4 protein-coding genes and 1 pseudogene are annotated in these 4,028 nt (G+C 63.7%); all 5 read left to right on the forward strand.

The window, feature by feature from the left end; all coding sequences use genetic code 11:
• Positions 1-20: 20 nt before the first annotated feature.
• Positions 21-1,796 (forward strand): aspartate--tRNA ligase, encoded by a 1,776-nt coding sequence (gene aspS, locus FFS27_RS29760; protein ID WP_003123218.1) that lies wholly within the window; start codon positions 21-23, stop codon positions 1,794-1,796.
• 66 nt (positions 1,797-1,862) lie between these two features.
• Positions 1,863-2,609, forward strand: coding sequence for a YebC/PmpR family DNA-binding transcriptional regulator (locus tag FFS27_RS29765; RefSeq protein WP_003086107.1), 747 nt, complete (start codon positions 1,863-1,865; stop codon positions 2,607-2,609).
• Positions 2,610-2,693: 84 nt separating this feature from the next.
• A complete protein-coding gene (gene ruvC / locus FFS27_RS29770) occupies positions 2,694-3,218 on the forward strand; it encodes a crossover junction endodeoxyribonuclease RuvC (protein ID WP_003112575.1) in 525 nt (174 codons plus the stop codon).
• 16 nt (positions 3,219-3,234) lie between these two features.
• Entirely contained in the window at positions 3,235-3,840 is a 606-nt protein-coding gene (gene ruvA / locus FFS27_RS29775; RefSeq protein WP_003086122.1) for a Holliday junction branch migration protein RuvA, read from the forward strand.
• 10 nt (positions 3,841-3,850) lie between these two features.
• Positions 3,851-4,028: pseudogene (locus FFS27_RS29780) on the forward strand (Holliday junction branch migration DNA helicase RuvB); the annotation flags it as partial.

Here is a 4,028-nt window from a genome sequence, read left to right on the forward strand (position 1 = left end):
TACGAGAAGCGAACCACACCATGATGCGCAGCCACTATTGCGGCCAACTGAACGAGAGCCTGGACGGCCAGGAAGTCACCCTTTGCGGTTGGGTTCACCGCCGCCGCGACCATGGTGGAGTGATCTTCCTCGATGTGCGCGATCGCGAGGGGCTGGCCCAGGTGGTGTTCGATCCGGACCGTGCGGAAACCTTCGCCAAGGCCGACCGGGTGCGCAGCGAGTTCGTGGTGAAGATCACCGGCAAGGTGCGCCTGCGCCCTGAAGGTGCGCGCAACCCGAACATGGCGTCTGGCTCCATCGAGGTACTGGGCTACGAACTGGAAGTGCTGAACCAGGCCGAGACTCCGCCGTTCCCGTTGGATGAATATTCCGATGTGGGCGAGGAAACCCGCCTGCGCTACCGCTTCATCGACCTGCGTCGTCCGGAGATGGCTGCCAAGCTGAAGCTGCGCGCGCGCATCACCAGCAGCATTCGCCGCTACCTGGACGACAACGGCTTCCTCGACGTCGAGACCCCGATCCTCGGCCGGCCGACGCCGGAAGGCGCGCGCGACTACCTGGTGCCGAGCCGTACCTACCCGGGCCACTTCTTCGCCCTGCCGCAGTCGCCGCAGCTGTTCAAGCAACTGCTGATGGTCGCCGGCTTCGATCGCTACTACCAGATCGCCAAGTGCTTCCGTGACGAGGACCTGCGTGCCGACCGCCAGCCGGAATTCACCCAGATCGACATCGAGACCAGCTTCCTCGACGAGAGCGACATCATCGGCATCACCGAGAAGATGGTGCGCCAGCTGTTCAAGGAAGTGCTGGACGTCGAGTTCGACGAGTTCCCGCACATGCCGTTCGAAGAGGCCATGCGCCGCTACGGTTCGGACAAGCCCGACCTGCGCATCCCGCTGGAGTTGGTGGACGTCGCCGACCAGTTGAAGGAAGTGGAGTTCAAGGTCTTCTCCGGTCCGGCCAACGATCCGAAGGGGCGTGTCGCCGCCCTGCGTGTACCGGGCGCCGCCTCCATGCCGCGCAGCCAGATCGACGACTACACCAAGTTCGTCGGCATCTATGGTGCCAAGGGCCTGGCCTACATCAAGGTCAACGAGCGCGCCAAGGGCGTGGAAGGCCTGCAGTCGCCGATCGTGAAGTTCATCCCCGAGGCCAACCTGAACGTGATCCTCGATCGCGTTGGCGCGGTCGACGGGGACATCGTGTTCTTCGGCGCCGACAAGGCCAAGATCGTTTGCGATGCCCTGGGCGCGCTGCGTATCAAGGTCGGCCATGACCTCAAGCTGCTCACCCGGGAATGGGCGCCCATGTGGGTCGTGGACTTCCCGATGTTCGAGGAGAACGACGACGGCTCGCTGTCCGCGCTGCACCACCCGTTCACCTCGCCCAAGTGCACCCCGGCCGAGCTTGAGGCCAATCCGGGCGCGGCGCTTTCCCGCGCCTACGACATGGTGCTCAACGGCACCGAGCTGGGTGGCGGTTCCATCCGCATCCACGACAAGTCCATGCAGCAGGCGGTGTTCCGCGTGCTGGGCATCGACGAGGCGGAGCAGGAAGAGAAGTTCGGCTTCCTGCTCGACGCGCTCAAGTACGGTGCGCCGCCGCATGGCGGCCTGGCCTTCGGCCTGGATCGCCTGGTCATGCTGATGACCGGTGCATCGTCGATCCGCGAAGTGATCGCTTTCCCGAAGACCCAGAGCGCTGGCGACGTCATGACCCAGGCACCGGGTTCCGTGGACGGCAAGGCCCTGCGCGAGCTGCACATTCGCCTGCGCGAGCAGCCGAAGGCCGAGTGATTCGAATCAACCCGCGGTGGCGCCGCTTGCGGCGCCTCCTGCCGAGAGAGCAATACGGAGTGAGTTATGGCTGGTCATTCTAAATGGGCCAACATCAAGCACCGCAAAGAGCGGCAAGATGCCAAGAAAGGCAAGATATTCACCAAGCTGATCCGTGAGCTGACCGTCGCTGCAAGGCAGGGCGGCGGCGTACCGGCGGACAACCCGCGTCTGCGCCTGGCCGTGGACAAGGCGCTGACCGCCAACATGACCCGCGATACCATCGATCGTGCCATTGCGCGCGGCGTCGGCTCCAACGATGCCGACAACATGGTCGAGCTTTCCTATGAAGGCTATGCGCCGAGCGGCGTAGCGATCATCGTCGAGGCGATGACCGACAACCGCAACCGTACCGCTGCGGAAGTGCGTCATGCCTTCAGCAAGTGTGGCGGCAACCTGGGTACCGATGGTTCGGTCGCCTACATGTTCGAGCGCAAGGGACAGATCAGCTTCGCTCCCGGCGTGGACGAGGAAGCGCTGATGGACGCGGCCCTGGAGGCTGGCGCCGATGACGTGGTAGTCAACGACGATGGCTCCATCGACGTGTTCACCACCTTCGCCGACTTCATTTCGGTGAACGAGGCGCTGGCCGCCGCCGGATTCAAGGGCGACGAAGCCGAAGTCACCATGATCCCTTCGACCACCGCGACCCTGGACCTGGAAACCGCGCAGAAGGTGCTCAAGCTGATCGACATGCTCGAGGACCTGGACGACGTGCAGAACGTCTATTCCAATGCCGATATCCCGGACGACGTGATGGCGCAGCTCGGCTGAGCCGATCGGAGCGATAACGCGAAGCCGGAAGTGGGGTACGCTTGATGCGTTCGAACCCCGCTTCCGGCTTTTAGTATCCAGCTTATGACTTTGATTCTAGGGATTGACCCGGGCTCGCGCATCACCGGCTTCGGCGTGGTGCGGGAAACGGCGCGCGGTTGCGAATACGTGGCGTCCGGATGTATACGGACCGGTAATGGCCCCTTGCACGAGCGTCTGCACGTGGTGTTTCGCAGCGTCCGCGAGGTGATCCGCACCCATGGCCCGACGGCCCTGAGCATCGAGCAGGTGTTCATGGCGCGCAACGCCGATTCGGCCCTGAAGCTGGGGCAGGCGCGGGGGGCGGCCATCGTCGCGGCGATGGAGGAGGGGTTGAGCGTGGCGGAGTACACCGCCTCGCAGGTCAAGCAGGCAGTCGTGGGGACCGGCGGTGCAGACAAGCAGCAGGTGCAGATGATGGTCATGCATCTGTTGAAGCTGACCCAGAAACCGCAGATCGATGCCTCCGATGCCCTGGCCATCGCCCTGTGTCATGCCCATACCCAACAGAGTCTGGTCCCCCATGGCCTGGTGGGCGCACGCCGACGTGGCGGGCGCCTGCGTCTTTGAATAAGGAAAGCTCTTCGTGATCGGACGCTTGCGTGGCACCCTGGCGGAGAAACAGCCGCCGCACCTGATCCTCGATGTGAATGGCGTCGGCTATGAAGTGGAAGTGCCGATGACGACCCTCTATCGGTTGCCTTCGGTAGGCGAGCCGGTGACCTTGCATACCCATCTGGTTGTGCGTGAGGATGCGCACTTGCTCTATGGCTTCGCCGAAAAGCGCGAGCGAGAGCTGTTCCGTGAGCTGATCCGGCTCAACGGCGTGGGTCCGAAACTGGCTCTGGCGCTGATGTCGGGCCTGGAAGTGGACGAACTGGTGCGTTGCGTCCAGGCACAGGACACCTCCACCCTGGTGAAGATCCCCGGTGTTGGCAAGAAGACCGCCGAGCGCCTGCTTGTGGAGTTGAAGGACCGCTTCAAGGCTTGGGAAAACATGCCCACGATTGCACCGTTGGTGATGGAACCCCGTGCCAGCGCTACAGTCTCAAGCGCCGAGGCCGATGCAGTCAGCGCGCTGATCGCCCTCGGCTTCAAGCCACAGGAAGCCAGTCGTGCCGTCGCAGCCGTACCGGGAGAGGATTTGTCCAGCGAAGAAATGATCCGCCAGGCCCTGAAGGGCATGGTCTAGGTGGCGCCCGATGATCGAGCCTGATCGCCTCATATCCGCCGTTTCCGGTCGCGAACGCGATGAGCAGCTGGACCGCGCCATTCGCCCGCTGAAGCTGGCCGACTACATCGGCCAGCCCAGCGTGCGCGAGCAGATGGAGCTGTTCATCCATGCCGCGCGCGGCCGCCAGGAGGCGCTCGACCATACGC

The sequence above is a fragment of the Pseudomonas sp. 2VD genome (assembly GCF_005503585.1).
Classification (GTDB): Bacteria; Pseudomonadota; Gammaproteobacteria; order Pseudomonadales; family Pseudomonadaceae; genus Pseudomonas; species Pseudomonas aeruginosa.

What these genes read in the sequence shown, in the direction of transcription:
- aspS (WP_003123218.1), top strand. Translation starts at nt 21, where the DNA reads ATGATGCGCAGCCACTATTGCGGCCAACTGAACGAGAGCCTGGACGGC.
- ruvC (WP_003112575.1), top strand. Translation starts at nt 2,694, where the DNA reads ATGACTTTGATTCTAGGGATTGACCCGGGCTCGCGCATCACCGGCTTC.
- FFS27_RS29765 (WP_003086107.1), top strand. Translation starts at nt 1,863, where the DNA reads ATGGCTGGTCATTCTAAATGGGCCAACATCAAGCACCGCAAAGAGCGG.